Raw genomic sequence first — 13,742 nt, 5'->3', positions numbered from 1 at the left:
CGATGCAATCCTATTCTGACAAGTCCCCCAAGACCGTCGGCTCGACGATCGGGGCCAACCCTTCGGCCTTTGATTTTAGCTCTTCCGCATCGAGCGCATATAGCGGACTGATCTCGATCGGCACGCCGGGCTCGACTGTGACCCCTGCGGCGGTCAACCAATTCGCATAAATGGCGGTCAATGCGGCGCGAGCGGCGCTCGGCGTGTCGCTGGGGGCGCCATCCGCGTTCTTGACCGGGGCGAAGGTCGTCGCCGGCGAGATTTCGACGACGATCGCATTTTTGGCGTGCGGCAGCAAGTCGAAGATGAACCGCTCGAACTTGATGCCGTTGGGAGACTCCGGCTCGACCTGCTCTCCGGCAAAAGTGCAGTAAGGGACTTTCTTGCTCGCCAGGTGCCACGGCAAGCTCTCGGCGTCGTCCGCCATGCGGTTCAGAAATTCGACATTGATCCCGTGAATGGCGATGTTACCGGCCCAATACTTCAGCGAACCGCTTGCGTCGCGCTCGGCCGCAAGCTCCTCGGACAGCTCGCTGTACTCAACCAGGCGGAGCTTGCCGTCGACCTCGACCAGCACGCCCACTTTTTCTTCGGGACGCTGCTTGGCGACGACCTGGGTCGACATTTCGCTGCCGCTCAAACGGTGGTAGCCCAAAAAGAGCGGTTCGCAGACGTCAGCCAGCGGGTTATCGACCTGGAAGTAGTAGATCACCTCCAAGCCGCGTTTGTTCATCTCGGCCAGACAGCCGTTGCGAACCAGCGCCGCCAGCGTCCCACCGTGACCATCCGGGCTGAGGGCCAAATGGCCCGGATCGGCCAACAGCAACTTGCCGGTCGCGGCGTCGACCGCCGGCATCGTCCCCTGGCAGAAGATGTGCAGTTGCTCTTGGGGAAGACCGAAGTTGTCGTTGGCGGCGAAAAAGTCGACCGTCTCGTCATGCGTCGCGGGGCTGGTCATCAGAAAGAGCGGAATTGGCGCCCCGTACCGCGAACCGCGGGCGATCAGCTTTTCGACGAAGATCTGAAACAGCGTCCGATCGGTGACCGGGCCAATCGGGAACATCCCTTTAGGATGATCGAAACCGAGCCGGGTCCCCTGCCCTCCGGCGACCAGCAGCGCAGCGACTTTGCCGCCCGAGAGCAACGCTTCGCCGGCGGCAATCGCTTCCGCTTCGCCGATCCGCGGCGCCGCATCATCCAAGCGAATCGCCGGCGGAGAGGTCATCTGCAGCGGGCCATCCGCGGCGGCTCCTTTTTTACTGAGCGTCGCGGCGATCTCCGCCAGGTTGACCGCCTCCAGTTGCTTCGCCAAATGGGCGGCGACCCCAGGCTCGGCCGCTTGCAGATAAGCGAGTAATTCCGTTTCGCCGGCGTCGGTCAGTCTGGCAGAAAGTTGCGGATCAATCGACATTTCGTCAGCCCTTATTCCTGTAATTCGTCAGCGAACCCTGATTGCCAAGCGATCCTTGCACCAGCGCGTATGCGGCCCGATCCAAGAGAGGAAACGAGGCGTCGATCTAGCCGTTCGTGGCGATCTGCCAAAACATCCCCCACAAAACAACCATTATTCGCGGATTGCGGAATCAAACAACCGCGCGTTGAAGAACTAACGATGAAGCGGCGAGGAAAACTTCGCTTACTTCGCCGGCAATTCGCGGAGCCGGACGTCCATGTCGTCATAACCTTGGCTCACATCGTCATCCTGACCGTCGATCCCCAACGAAACGACGCTGAGGCGAATCTGATAGGGGCGCCCGTTGTCGGCGTCGATCGGAATCAGCGGAAGATAACGCGGCGTGAGAGTCGCGATCGATAGCGGATAGGTTCCGTTATCACGTTGGTACGCGGCGATCGCCAAGGCGATCTTGGTCATATCCAGCAGCTTACGATCCTGCTGATAAAAGTCGTAGTATTCGTCCGCCGGATAGAAGTAGCCGTCGAGCAGCGTCTTCGCCACATCGCGACCGAGCGCCTTGCCGATCGACTTTTGCTGGAAGATGCGGAGCAGCAAGTTGGGCTGCTCCTCTTCGTCCTCACCGACGAATTCGTAGTAGTCGTCGGTAACCTTGCCGAGCGCTTCGTGCGTCTCTTTGACGGTCGGCTTGCGCAGCGCGGCGGCCGTCTGGTCAAAGAAACGATTACCGATGCGGAGCGGCTCGCTCCAATCCATGAAGTGATTGCCAAACGCCGCGTCGAGCGCCTTGGCGAGATCTCGATTGCTCGAACGAACTTCATTATCCGCATCCTTCAGCGCCGAGCGAATCGTATGCTCCATGATCGCCAGGCAGATCAGACGCTCGAAAAAGTCATAGCGTTCAACCAGGTACTTGTCTTTCGGCATGTCGCCGAGCTTCGCCAGATGGGCGAGCAGCAGCGCGGAAGCAGCTTCGGGACAGTCGGCCAACGCGCGGCTGGCGCCGCAGGCCGTAGCGCGAATGTCGCTGCCGCATTGCCACGCGTAGGAGGTCGGCGACAAGCAAACGAGCGCCGCCAGGCGATGCAATCGATACGCATCCTCCGCGGCGCCTTGCAGATCGCCGGAACCCAGTCGATGCATGGCGCGTACCGCCAATAGGTTGGATGCGGTCAGCGCCGCTTCGACCGTCGGCTCGGCGACTTCGTACAACTCATACTCGAGCGAAGTCAGACTCCAACTCATCGGTTCGTAAAACCGCTCGCGTTCGACCGCTTTCTCAATATGCTTCAGCGGCTTCTCGTTGCGTTCGAGCCATTTCGCGAGTTGCGGAAATTCTTCGTCGGTCCAGGGACGTGCGGACGCTTCGAGCAGACGCCTCTCCAGTTCGTAGTATTGCGAGTTCTCCTCGGCGTAGGCCATTTCGGCGTCCGACTCTTCGTCGGTCAACTCTTTCGCCGGCGGCGGCAACGCGAAGTCTTGCCAATCGACCAAAAACGGATCGTAGCTGGGGAACCGCCGAATCCCGATTTCGCCAAAGAACTCCCGACTGCCGACGGTTTCCAGCGAATAGAAGTCAGGCCCCGCAGCCATCCAGAGCTCGACCACCGCGTTATTCTCCGGCGTCACCCCTTCGCTGAGCCGCGCGTTCATCGCGGCGAGAAAGTCGACGTTCCCTTCGGCGTCGAGCGGACCCTCGATGAAGGTCGTATCTTTACCAACTTGGATTTTGCGGAGTTTCTTCTTGAGCTCTTCTTTGGACAACTGCTTCTCTTGCGGCTCTTGACCGCCAACCGGCGAAAGCGAGAGACCTTGCGCTGCACACAAGCAAAAGATAGCAACCAAAGAGACGCAACGACGTCGCATGGCGAGTTTCCGAGGTTCGCAGAGGTGAAATTTGAATGAGGAGAAGAGGCCACATTCTACCACGACGAACCGCTCGAAACATCCTCAGCAGCGAGGCTTAAAACTCCCCACTCTCCGCAGCGGCGTGCAGTTCCAGCACCACCGAGACCGCTTCGTCCAGACCGCCGCTGCGACGCAGTTCGACTCGGGCGCCATGCGCTTCGACCAGCGTCGTCTTCACCGAGACCTCAGGACCTTCGACCTGGCAGATCTCCATTTCCGGCGCCGATGCTAGCGGCGGACAGAAAGCGACGTGCAACGTTTGATGACGCTCGCCGACGGCGAAATCGGCGCGGAGATAACCGTAGACGACTTCGGTGGTCGCTTCGCGCGCGCGGGTTAACTGCTGCGAAACGTTCCCCGCGACGAAGTGAGGCGCCGGAACTTCGGAGTCGTCAAACCGCCACAGCTTGTCTTCGGCGTCCATCGCCGGAGGCGGAGTGCTGCTTAGCGGCGAACGCGCGGAGCCTGGTTCATCGAAACGGCGCTCGGTCGTGGGAGCGGCGGCGTGAGCCTGACGCAGTTCGTCGCGAGCGCTGATCAATTGTCGTCGCGTCCCTTCCGGCAGAATCTGCGGAACAAAGAAGAGGAGCGTGATCGCCTCTTCCGCCGCGACGATAAACCACAACAGAAAAACGACGAAGCCCGACATCTGCGCCGTGGTCAAGGACGCGGCCAGCACGACGCTGCACACCAGCGGCACGATCGCAATCGCATACTCGGCAACCGGCAGCGAACGACAACGGCCGCCGAAGAGCCAGAGCGCACGAATCGCGGCCGAGGCGCCTGCGAGGGTAACCGCGGCGAAGAAGATCGCGAATCCCGAGACTTCGACCAGCGTCCAACCCGAGAGCCGTAGCCAGACGGTTTGCAAAGTGACCAGAGAGAGGGCGATCGCGCCGATCCAGGCGGTCGGCAGCAACAAGAGCCGAGCGTCGTTCTCTGGTGGCTGGTTAGTCATAACTACGAATCCGTTCGCTGGGGGGCGCATAAAAAAACCTTCCTGCCGCGGTAGTTTGGCAGGAAGGTTTTACGGTTGCAAGTCGGTTTGCCGCGGCAAACTAGCCAGTGGTCGCGGCGACGCCAGCTTCGGCGGCGAGCGTGGCGGCCATCTTGGTGTTTTCCCACGGGAATTCTTCGCGGCCGAAGTGTCCGCCGGCGGCGGTGGCGCGATAGATCGGGCGACGCAGATCCAAGTAGTCGATGATGCCGCCCGGGCTGAGCGGGAAGTGCTCGCGAATCAATTCGACGATGCGATGGTCATCGATCTTGTTGGTGCCGAACGTTTCGACGTGGACGCTGACCGGTTCGGTAACGCCAATCGCGTAGGCCAATTGAACTTCGCACTGATCGGCCAGGCCGGCGGCGACGATGTTCTTGGCGACGTGACGGCCCATGTAAGCGGCGCTGCGATCGACCTTCGTCGGATCCTTGCCGCTGAAGGCGCCGCCGCCATGACGGCCCCAGCCGCCATAGGTGTCGACGATGATCTTACGGCCGGTCAAACCGCAGTCCCCCATCGGACCGCCGACGACGAACTTGCCGGTCGGGTTGATGTGATAGGTGATTTCGCCGTCGATCAGCTCTTCCGGCAGCAGCGGCTTGATGATCTCGTTGATGATGTAGCTGCGAATTTCGGCGTTGGTGACCGATTCGCTATGCTGCGTCGAGACGACGACGGTGTCGATGCGAACCGGCTTGTCGCCGTCAAACTGCACCGTGACCTGGCTCTTGCTGTCAGGTCGGAGCCAGTTGACTTCGCCTTGCTTGCGAGAATCGGTCAAGCGGTTCAGGATCTTGTGCGACAACGCGATCGGCAGCGGCATCAGTTCCGGCGTGTGGTTACAAGCGTAACCGAACATCAAACCTTGGTCGCCGGCGCCGATCTGCTTGCCTGCTTCGGCGTTTTCGTTCACGCCTTGGGCGATGTCGGGGCTCTGCTTATCGAGGGTCACCATCACGGCGCAAGTGTCGGCGTTGAAGCCCATCTTGTCGTCGGTGTAACCGATGTCGCGAACAACTTCACGAGCGATGGCTTGATAATCGATGACCGCCTTGGTGGTGATCTCGCCCGCCATCACGACCAGACCCGTGTTGACCAGCGTCTCGCAAGCGACGCGGCTCATCGGATCCTGGGCCAGAAGAGCGTCAAGGATACCGTCAGAAATCTGGTCAGACATCTTGTCGGGATGCCCCATGCTGACCGATTCGCTCGTGAACAAATACTTTCCAGAAGCCACAGATCCCACTCCTACACCGATAAAAAGCGAAGGCGCTCCCGACCCCCGAGTAGAGTGGGAACGATTTAGCAAAGCTCGCATTATAGGGACGATTGGGCACTTTGAACAACGGCCGAAGCGGGGTACTCGGGGAGATTCTCGACCATTTGCGGCGTCTTTCCGATCACCGCCCGTACATGTCAACAAAAAACAATTGAATTTTCTCACAATATCGTTTACTAATACGCTTTCCCGGTCGGAAGGAACGCGCGGCTCCATTCCATCTCCTCCCGACCTCTTCTCCTCGCTCCCATCAAGACCACAACCGATGAATACTCGCAATCGCACGGCGTTTACGCTCGTGGAGCTTCTCGTCGTTATCGCCATTATCGGCGTTCTGATCGCCCTGCTGCTGCCGGCAGTCCAACAAGCCCGCGAAGCGGCTCGACGGATGCACTGCAGCAACAACATGAAGCAGATCGGTCTGGCGATCCACAACTATCACGACACCTTCAATTCGCTGCCGCCGGGCGGTCTCTGGGCCCTCGACGTCGGCTGGGTCTACGATCCGGTCACTAATCCGGCGCCCAGTCCGAACCCGCAGCGGGGCTCCATCCTGGTGCATCTCCTGCCGTTCATTGAACAAGGGGCTCTCTACGACAAAATCAACTTCCGTGGAACCGGGAACGTCCAGGACCAATGGGCCGATAAACCCGCTAATACCAAACGCGTTCGCCAAGTCATTGTGCAGCCCTACGTCTGTCCCAGCGACACGGCCGGCGGACTAACCTCCAACAACAACGGCGCCCACAACTACTCCGCCAATTACGGCCCGACCTACGTCAATGCGACCGGCAATCCAAATTGCCCCTGCGCTCAGGGCGCCGCGCTCAACGGTTTCCGGAACGACACCAAGCATAACGATCGCAATCCAGCCGGTCCCTTCTCGCGGCGCGGCAATAAGTACGTCGGCAACTTCGCCCAAACGACCGACGGCCTCTCGAACACGATCTACTTTGGCGAAGTCCGGACCGACTGCTCCAACCACGCCAACGCCGGCTGGGCAGGCGCCAACAATGGCAACGGTCTGGCCGGAACGCTCGTCCCGATCAATACCGACACCTGCCACACTCAGGCCGAAGCCCCCGGCGGCGACACTTGCTTTGCGATGTGCAACTGGAACCTGGAGCTCGGCTTCAAGTCGCTCCATCCCGGCGGCGCTCAATTCCTGAAAGGGGACGGCTCAGTCTCGTTCATCGCCGAAACGATCAATCACACCACCTATCAACGCCTCGGCCAGCGGGATGATGGCCTGGTCGTCGATCTTTAAACCCGCCTAAAACCGCCGCGAACCCCACCTCCTGCGGATTTGGCACAGAAAACGACATTAAAAATAAAAACATTCCTTGCACGACCCTCCCAGTAATATAGAATAAATCCCCTCTTTATTCCTCTATTAACACCGCCAGAATTGGCGCAACACTCCTGTGCTCGGTCAGGCCCGCCCCATCATGAAGTCTAGAAATCTCGGCTTTACGCTCGTTGAATTGCTCGTCGTGATCGCGATCATCGGCGTTTTAATCGCCCTGCTGTTGCCGGCCGTGCAACAAGCTCGCGAAGCCGCGCGACGAATGCATTGCAGCAACAACCTGAAACAGATTGGGCTGGCGCTGCATAACTACCATGACACGTTCCAGTCGCTGCCGCCGGGCGGATTCTGGAAGCACGACACTCCGTGGTCGACTCCGACGCCCCCTTCCCCCGATCCGGAACGTGGTCCGATTCACGTCGCGATGCTGCCGTTCATCGAACAGTCGGCGCTGTACGACAAAATCGACTTCTCCTCCAACACCGCCGTCCACGAACAGTTCATTGACGCTCCGACCAATTCCAAGAAGGTCCGGCACGTCATCGTCGACGCCTACGTCTGCCCCAGCGATACCAGCGGCGGACTTGTCCCGGGATCGATCATCGCCTCGCACAACTACTCGGCGAACTTTGGCCCCAGCGGCGTCGGTTCGACCGGCAACCCGAATTGCCCATGTTCGCAGGGCGCCGCGATGAACGGCTTCCGCAACGATACCTCGCACAATGAAGTCAATCCGGCCGGTCCGTTCACCCGCCGCGGCAACAAGTACGTCGGCAAGTTCTCGCATACCACCGACGGGCTCTCGAACACGATCTTCTTCGGCGAAGTTCGCCCGCAATGTTCGGTCCACAACAGCAACGGCTGGGCCCACTCCAACAACGGCAACGGCCTGGTCACGACGTTGATCCCGATCAACACCGACACTTGTCATACGCAGGCCGAAGCTCCCGGCGGCGATACCTGCTATGCGATGTGCAATTGGAACTTGGAATTCGGCTTCCGCTCGCTTCACCCCGGCGGCGCCCAGTTTCTGAAGGGAGATGGCTCGGTCTCGTTCCTCGCCGAAACGATCAATCACACCGCCTACCAGCGTCTTGGCCAGCGAGACGATGGCCTGGTCATTGATCTCTAAATCGCGAGATCCTTGTCCTACCGCACTTAGATTGGAAATACCCTCATGCACGCCTTACGCATTTTCGGTCTGCTCCTCATCACGGCTTTGGTCAGCGGCTGCGGCGACAGCAAATTGCAACCGCTGCAAGGAAGCGTGACGCTGGACGGCGAGCCGCTGGCCGACGCCGCAATCAGTTTTAGCCCCGTCGAAGGAGGCCGACCGGCGTCGGGTAAATCCGACGCCGGCGGTCAGTTTACGATCGCCTCCTACACGGCCAATGACGGCCTTCCTCCCGGCAGCTACAAGGTGACGATCGTCAAGATCAGCACCAAGAAGCAAGCCGAAGCGGCGCCCTCGGAAGACGAGAACGAAACGCCTGAAAACGCCGCGATGGGGAACATCGAACAAGGCGTGACCTTCATCACGCCGATCAAGTACTCTTCGCCGCTCACCACCGACCTGATTGTCGATGTGGCGCCGGGGATGGAACCGGTGAAGCTCGACATCACGTCGAAGTAACCGCTAAACGGCGAACGATTCCAATACCGAGATCGCCTGCGACGTGTTGATCACGCCGTCCAGCCGGAACCCGCAACTCGCCAACAGGTCGCGGTACTCGGATTCGGTTCGTTCTTTGCCGCCGGGGATCAGCATCATCGTCAGGTCGAGCAACTTTCCAAAGAACGGATCGTTGCCGGCCGGGATGACGTATTCGACCAGCAGCAGCTTTTGCCCCGGCTTCATCGCCGCGCGGCAGTTCTTCAGAATCAGCGCGCTCTTTTCGTCGTCCCAGTCGTGGATGATGTGCCGCATCATGTAGGCGTCGGCGCCGGAAGGAACTTCCGCGAAGAAGTCGCCGCCGACCAGGGTCATCCGGTCGTCGACCTTGGCCTCGGTAAAGTTCGGTGCGGCCCGTTCGACCACATGCGGCAAATCAAACAACATGCCGCACAGTTGCGGATGCTTTTGCAGAACCGCGATCAGTTTCGAGCCGTTGCCCCCGCCGACGTCGGCGATCGTACCGAACTGCGAGAAATCGTAGGCGTCCAGAATCGCCTCGGTTTCGCGACCATGGATGCTGGTCATCGCCGCATCGAAAATCGCGGCCGACTTCGGATTCTTGCCGAGGAAGTCGAAGAACGGCTCACCATAGGCGGCCTCAAACGCATTCTCGTCCGACTTCACCGAGGCGCCGAGTCGCCCCCAAGTCACGTAATGCTCGTCCAGCATCATGATCGCAAAGGGACGCAGCGTCAGCGGGTGGTCGCTTTGCAGCGGTTCAGCCAGCGGCGTCATCGTGAAGATGCCGGGATCGGTTTCGGCAAAGACGCCGACCGAGGCGGCGGCTCGCAGCAGACGATAGAGACGCTCCGGCTTGGCGCCGCATTGCTGCGCCAATACTTCCACCGAAGCAGGTCCCTTCTTCAACAGGTCGGCTATCCCCATTTCGCTGACCGTCATCACGATCTGAGAAACCTGGTAGCCGCTAATCATCTGCATTAATTGATCTAACGGAGATACGCTCGACATCGAATCCAAACTCCCTACTAGGATGCAAACGCGAAACGAAAGATCGACCATTCTAGCGAGCAATACGCGGCGCTGACGAGCAGGGAGAAAGGAAGTGACGACGCCCCCCCGATCGGTTATCATACGCGCATCCTCATCCATCCACACTCGCGAATGTCTTTCATGTCGATTCAATTCAACTGCCCCAGTTGCGGCAAGAATTATTCGGTCGGCGAGCAACTTGCCGGCAAACAAGCGAAGTGCAAAGCGTGCGGCGCGACGATGTCGATACCGCTGCCGGCCGTAGCGCCGCTTGAAGACGATCCGCTGGAATACGGAATCAAAGAAGATCCCTTCGCGGCCGCATCGTCCCTTGCCCCGTTGCCGCCGAAACCGCGCACCGCCGCCGCTGCGCCGCCGAAGAAAAAGTCAGGCATGAACAGCGGTTTGAAAACGCTACTGTATGTCGTCGGCGGCATCGCCGGCATCTTCGCGATGATCGTGATCGCTTGCTGCGGCATCCTCGCTTACTTGCCATCGGCCGGCGCAGGTCCGTCGGGTCCCGGCTTTGCCGAGCGACTGAACGCCTACGCTTACAAGCCGATTCCTGCGGTTACCTCTTCCCACGGAATTCCCGGCAGCGACGTTCGCGTTGCGTTCGTCCAAAGTCATGGCTCTGGTCCCGCCGGCAAGATGCAGCTGCGGATCTACATGCCGCCTGGCGATCATCAGCCGGGCTCGCTGCCGTGCGTGCTCGTCGCTCCGGCCGGTACGCCGCTGCTGTATGGCTGCGAAATGGATGACGACGACTACCATGACGAAACGCTCCCGTACGCCGAAGCAGGCATGGTCGTCGTTTTCTATTCGATCGACGGCCCTGAAGATGAAGAAGATCCAGCCGACATGCAGCGAAACGGCAGCGACGCGATCATCAGCTACGAGGCGTTCCGCGGCTCATGCGCCGGCGTCATGAATGGGAAGAACGCCATCGACTACGTCCTGCAAAACGTCCCGCAGGTGAATCCCAACAAGATCTACACGGCCGGACATAGTTCGGCCGGTACGTTGTCGCTACTGCTCGCCGCGCACGAACCACGTTTGGCCGGAGCAATCGCCTACGCTCCTTGCTCCGATGTCGAAGGAAGACTCGCAGCGCTGACCTGGGTTCCCGGCGTCAATCGCATCTATCCCGGACTAAAGCAATTCCTGCACGATAGCTCTCCCAACAACAACGTATCCACGATTCAGTGTCCTGTCTTTCTGTTTCATGCCCGCGACGACTCCAATGTAGAAATCAGCGAGTCGCAAGCCTTCTCCAAGCAACTTGCGCAGGCCGGCGTCGATGTGACATTCGAAACGGTCGAAACTGGGGAACACTACGAATCGATGATCGATGAAGGCGTTCCGAAGGGCGTCCAGTGGATTCGTCAAAAGGCGAGCCAGCGATGACCTTACGCTAGTTGGCGAAAAATCGGACGATTTCGACATTAACTTCCCAAGCAAGGAGGAACCAATTGGAATATCCTTGTAGACTTATTCCAATTCGCCGCTTCGGTTGAAACGAAAGAACGAATGTCGATCTACTTCACCTGCTCCAATTGCGGCCGCCCTTTCGATCTGAGCGAAGACAAAGTCGGTCAAACGTTCACCTGCGACGTCTGCTCGGCACAAGTCACGGTCCCGCTCAATTCACTGCCTCGCCCCACGCCGCAAGGCGAAGTCAATCCTCGACAACTTCGCAAGGTGCTGACTTTCGCGACGATCGCGGTGACGCTCGCCCTTTCCGCCGGAACGATTGGTCAGGTCTGGAACCTCTACTGGGACGATCCGGTCGCCCAGCAACAGGAACAAGCGAAACGGGCCGCCGAAGCTGCCGAGCGCCAGGCCGAATACGACAAGCGAAACGCAATCGCCGCTCGCCTTCCCCAAATCGCTTATCCTGATCTTCCCGCCCCTGGCGAATTCGCCGCGAAGCCGCCGCTCGAAATTCCGACCAGTTGGGTTCAATCGAAAACTGGCGAAGGCCCCGGCTCGCGAATGCAACTACGCATTTATTTGCCTCCCGGCGAACATGCGGAGAAGTCGCTCCCCTGCATCGTCATGCCGCCGCTGGCCGCGAATGTCCTCGCCGGAGTTTCGGTCACGCCGAGCGAAACGTATCCCGAAGCGCTTCCTTACGTCGAAGCAGGCTACGCGGTGATCGTCTATTCGATCGACGGGCAGATTCCGGAAAAAGCGTTCGAGATGTCGGACAGAGATTTCAAACACAACCTGGATCGCGCTCGCCGGCGGATGAAGGACGCCTGTTTCGGCGTCGCCAATGGACGCAACGCCGTCGAATATGCGATCCGCAACTTGCCGCAAGTCGATCCGCAGCGAATTTACGCCGCCGGATCAGATTTCGCGGGCACGATCTCGCTACTGTTAGCCGAAAACGAACCGCGATTGGCAGGCTGCGTCGCTCTGGCTCCTTGTATCGATACCAAACGGCGAACCGACGAGACGACCGACATGTTCATCTTCCACGAGAGCGAGCAAACGCCCAGCAGCCACCCCGAAGGGATCAAGTGCCCCGTCTTTCTCTACTACCCGCAGGAAGAGGAATCGCTCGACTTTGATGACGTGCAGGACTTCGCGCAGACATTGACCGAGCACGACGTTGACGTCAAGTTCGTCGCCGATAATGCGGAAGACGTGACGCTCGAAGGGGGAGTTGCACAGTCTATTCAATGGCTCGGCGAGCGAGCAGGATCTGCGCAGGCGGAACCGGAAACTACGCCGCCATCCGGTGACGAATAAACTCCGGCGCCGGCAAGAAAGGGCGCAGGGCTTCCATCGTTCGTTCGACGGCGCCAATCTGCGACGCGACCACTTGCTGGGCGTTATCGCCCAACAGTTCGCAATACTCCGGCTCGTCTAAGCAGCGACCGACGAACTCAATCAGCGCCGCTTCGTCGGCGACCATCACAGCCGCATCTTCTTCGAGCAGCATCTGCACGATGTCGCGGAAGTTTTTCGTGTTCGGTCCAAAGCTGACCGCGGCGCCATAAGCGGCCGGTTCGATCATGTTCTGACCGCCGCGGCGACCAAAGCTGCCGCCGACAAACGCCACGTCGGCCACGCCCCACCACGCCGCCAATTCGCCGACCGTATCGACCAACAGCACACAGGCAGTCGGATCGACCACGCTATGTTCCAGCGACGATCGTCGCGACCAATTGACGCCCCGTTCGTCGAGCATCGCGGCGACTTCGTCAAACCGCTCGGGATGCCGCGGCACCAAGATCAGTCGCAAATTGGGATGACGCGGCTTGGCCGCCAGAAATGCATTGAGCGCCGCTTCTTCTTCGCCCGCTTGCGTACTGCCGGCGAGAAAGACGATCGCGTCGGCCGGAATCTCGGCCAAGCGTCGCAGGCGCATCGTTTTCAGATTGCGACGATTCGTTTCGGCGCCGTCGAACTTGAGCGAACCGGTAGAGATCACCCGCTTGGCCGGAGCGCCCAAGGCGACAAAACGTTCGGCATAGGTCCAGTCCTGCACCGCGATGCAATCGAGCTTCCGCAGCACCGGTCGGAGCAGCGACGAGACGCGGCGATAGCCTTGATAGCTCTTTTCGCTCAGTCGTCCGTTGACCACCGCGACGTTGACGCCGCGGGCCTTCGAGATCGAAATCAGGTTCGGCCAGATTTCGAGTTCGGCCAGGATCAACGTCTGCGGGCGAATGCGGCGAAGCGCCGTCTTCACCGCCCAGGTGAAATCGAGCGGCGCGTAGCTGACGACGCAATCGTCATAGCGAGCCCGCGCCAATTCGTATCCGCTTTTGGTCGTCGTGGTGACGTAGATATCAACGCTGGGCGATTGGTTGCGGACCGCCTGAATGATGGTTGCTAGCAGATTGACTTCGCCGACGCTGACCGCATGCAGCCAGACGCAGGGACGATCCCCTTTACGAACGGCGACCAGGCCAAAGAACTTTTGCAACAGACCGCCGCGGCGACGTCCGCGCACCAGCGTCGACCAGGCGAAAAACGGCATGGCCGCAGTGAGAGCGCCAAGATAGATGATGTTGAGTAACCAACCCATGGGGAATCCTTTCCCGGGCTCTTATTGCTTTTCAGCGACGCCGCTTCGAGGTGAGCCGATCGAAGGGCGTTTCTCAGGAGGGAACTGAGCGCGGAGCGCCGGCCGGCTCCGCACTCTGTTTATCGGCA

Annotated in this window: 11 protein-coding genes; 5 read left to right on the top strand and 6 right to left on the bottom strand. The window is 59.7% G+C overall.

The window, feature by feature from the left end; translation table 11 throughout:
• Positions 1-10: 10 nt before the first annotated feature.
• The 4 genes from LOC68_RS20875 to metK all read right to left on the bottom strand — a co-directional run bounded on the left by LOC68_RS20875 (position 11) and on the right by metK (position 5,559).
• Entirely contained in the window at positions 11-1,411 is a 1,401-nt protein-coding gene (locus LOC68_RS20875) for a UTP--glucose-1-phosphate uridylyltransferase (protein WP_230222334.1), read from the bottom strand.
• 225 nt (positions 1,412-1,636) lie between these two features.
• Positions 1,637-3,280: a hypothetical protein gene (locus LOC68_RS20870; RefSeq protein WP_230222332.1), complete on the bottom strand. Its 1,644-nt coding sequence runs from the start codon at positions 3,278-3,280 to the stop codon at positions 1,637-1,639.
• Between the two features lie 97 nt (positions 3,281-3,377).
• Positions 3,378-4,280: a hypothetical protein gene (locus tag LOC68_RS20865; protein ID WP_230222330.1), complete on the bottom strand. Its 903-nt coding sequence runs from the start codon at positions 4,278-4,280 to the stop codon at positions 3,378-3,380.
• 100 nt (positions 4,281-4,380) lie between these two features.
• Positions 4,381-5,559: a methionine adenosyltransferase gene (gene metK, locus LOC68_RS20860; protein ID WP_315858784.1), complete on the bottom strand. Its 1,179-nt coding sequence runs from the start codon at positions 5,557-5,559 to the stop codon at positions 4,381-4,383.
• 307 nt (positions 5,560-5,866) lie between these two features.
• Here metK and LOC68_RS20855 point away from each other — a divergent pair, with 307 nt between their 5' ends.
• From LOC68_RS20855 to LOC68_RS20845, 3 genes are all read left to right on the top strand, one after another.
• Positions 5,867-6,868 carry a DUF1559 domain-containing protein gene (locus LOC68_RS20855; protein ID WP_230222328.1) on the top strand — a complete coding sequence of 334 codons (1,002 nt, stop codon included), beginning with the start codon at positions 5,867-5,869 and terminating at the stop codon, positions 6,866-6,868.
• Positions 6,869-7,049: 181 nt separating this feature from the next.
• Positions 7,050-8,039: a DUF1559 domain-containing protein gene (locus LOC68_RS20850; RefSeq protein WP_230222326.1), complete on the top strand. Its 990-nt coding sequence runs from the start codon at positions 7,050-7,052 to the stop codon at positions 8,037-8,039.
• A gap of 45 nt (positions 8,040-8,084) precedes the next feature.
• A complete protein-coding gene (locus tag LOC68_RS20845) occupies positions 8,085-8,540 on the top strand; it encodes a carboxypeptidase-like regulatory domain-containing protein (RefSeq protein WP_230222324.1) in 456 nt (151 codons plus the stop codon).
• A 3-nt stretch (positions 8,541-8,543) separates the two neighbouring features.
• Here the strand turns inward: LOC68_RS20845 and LOC68_RS20840 are convergent, their stop codons facing one another.
• Positions 8,544-9,551, bottom strand: a complete 1,008-nt coding sequence (locus LOC68_RS20840; RefSeq protein ID WP_230222322.1) for an acetylserotonin O-methyltransferase — start codon at positions 9,549-9,551, stop codon at positions 8,544-8,546.
• A gap of 162 nt (positions 9,552-9,713) precedes the next feature.
• Here LOC68_RS20840 and LOC68_RS20835 point away from each other — a divergent pair, with 162 nt between their 5' ends.
• Positions 9,714-10,979 carry an alpha/beta hydrolase family protein gene (locus tag LOC68_RS20835; protein ID WP_230222320.1) on the top strand — a complete coding sequence of 422 codons (1,266 nt, stop codon included), beginning with the start codon at positions 9,714-9,716 and terminating at the stop codon, positions 10,977-10,979.
• Positions 10,980-11,102: 123 nt separating this feature from the next.
• Positions 11,103-12,329 carry an alpha/beta hydrolase family protein gene (locus tag LOC68_RS20830; RefSeq protein ID WP_230222318.1) on the top strand — a complete coding sequence of 409 codons (1,227 nt, stop codon included), beginning with the start codon at positions 11,103-11,105 and terminating at the stop codon, positions 12,327-12,329.
• Here the strand turns inward: LOC68_RS20830 and LOC68_RS20825 are convergent.
• Positions 12,304-13,614, bottom strand: coding sequence for a 3-deoxy-D-manno-octulosonic acid transferase (locus LOC68_RS20825; protein WP_230222316.1), 1,311 nt, complete (start codon positions 13,612-13,614; stop codon positions 12,304-12,306). The genes LOC68_RS20830 and LOC68_RS20825 overlap by 26 nt on opposite strands.
• Positions 13,615-13,742: the final 128 nt, after the last annotated feature.

It is taken from the genome of Blastopirellula sediminis (assembly GCF_020966755.1).
Lineage (GTDB): Bacteria > Planctomycetota > Planctomycetia > Pirellulales > Pirellulaceae > Blastopirellula > Blastopirellula sediminis.
The sequence above is the reverse complement of the archived record's forward strand: the minus strand, read 5'-3'. Positions and strand labels throughout refer to the sequence as shown.